At 32.2% G+C, this 1,647-nt stretch carries 1 pseudogene; it reads right to left on the bottom strand.

The features are described from left to right. Positions 1–1,647: pseudogene (locus tag AQ1689_RS05775) on the bottom strand (hypothetical protein); the annotation flags it as partial.

Here is a 1,647-nt window from a genome sequence, read left to right as displayed (position 1 = left end):
TCTTCATTGTCAATTTTCATCTTTCTATTAAACCTACCTTGCAAAGTTTTATAATTACTTTTCCAAGTAATTTGCTTAAATCCTTTACCACTATATAGCCATCCATCTCCCTCTTTATGTCCTGCACCTTTACCTACAGGATGCGTTGAACCGTATATCGCATTAGCTAATATTTTTTGCTCTTCGAGAGTCAATGCAGTACCATCTTTTTCTTCACGTCCTAATCGTTTTGCCTCTGTTTCTTTTGCTGATTGAGTAGTAAATTGTTTAAAATAACTCACGAATGTTGTTATAAGAGACTTCCAATACCAATTAAAATTTTCTTGTAGGTCGTAAAATTTACTTTCAACAGTGATTTGAGCCAAAAAATGTGCTTTGCGAGTACACGTATCTATTCCTACCTTTTTACGATATTGATTTAAATAAGGCAATGCCATACTAATCATAGTCATATCTTTAATTAAACACTTACCACTAGCATCTGCACAAATGTTTTTTATTTCTTCTAAAGTGATGTCTTTATCACAATTATTACATCTTCCTTTTTTCTTATTTTTATTCCTACTCCCCGCTACTTTTTCTATTTGTACTAAATTACAACTTTGCGGGCTTTTTTCTGCATTTAATTTTTCTGCCTCGGGGCTTACTTTAAGGCGATAAATATAGTTATTTTTACTGATAGATAATCCGCCATAAAATTGATTATTTACTTTTGGAATAATCTCTAAGTAGCCTTTATCATCTTTAGCATACGCTAACTCCCATGATTTTTTTATGGTGAATTGTAATTCTGCTTTTCCATTACTATTTACGGTTATTTTTTGCTTGGTACCTTCAATTGCTTTTGTATCTCCATTCCAATCTAAAAGACTCCAGTCGATGAGTTGATATAGTTCAATATCTAACTCTTCTCCTACCATATTGCTAGTTACAACCTCTAGGGTAACTTGTTGGTCATAGTGCATAAATTTTGTAAGAATACTCCCCCCACCAGTGGTATAATAGGCTCGTAATAATTGCTTGGTGTCTGATATTCGTAGCTTACTACTATATTTACTACTAACTTTCTGAATCTCTTTTCCTGAAGCATTAAAAATTCTGAATGCTAAACTGCTACCATCCTTCATTTTTTTTATGGTATTTAAAGCTATCGCTTGTTTAAATACCCCTTTGCCATTTACAGCTACTTCTTTTATGGTTTTAATAACTTGTTGTTTATATGCTTGCTCCCATATTTCTAAAGTTACTTTTTCGTTTGCAACCTCTTCTAATTGGGCATAAGCATATACTTGCTGGTCTAAACCTGCTTTAGTAATTTTATAATTAGCCGTATCGTTTCCATAAGCATACCCATCTTCATCTATCCAATTTGATTGTAGTAATTTAGCTTCGCCTATTTTTATTTTAAAAGGAGTACACTTGGCTGCATTTTTTATATAGGCTCTAACCAAATAATTTCCTTTTTTATTAAAGGTAAAAATACATTCCTCACCGATAACCTTTGAGGCAATATATTCGCTGTCTCCTTCCTCTTTATACTCCCAACGTATATCTCCATCTGTATTGGCTATATATTTACTAAACAAACAAGTGTTTACTTTAAAACTAGTATTTTCTTTAACTCTTGCCTTATTTTTAGCCTTAACA

The sequence above is a fragment of the Tenacibaculum finnmarkense genome (assembly GCF_900239185.1).
In the GTDB taxonomy this organism is placed as follows: Bacteria; Bacteroidota; Bacteroidia; order Flavobacteriales; family Flavobacteriaceae; genus Polaribacter; species Polaribacter finnmarkensis.
The sequence above is the reverse complement of the archived record's forward strand: the minus strand, read 5'-3'. Positions and strand labels throughout refer to the sequence as shown.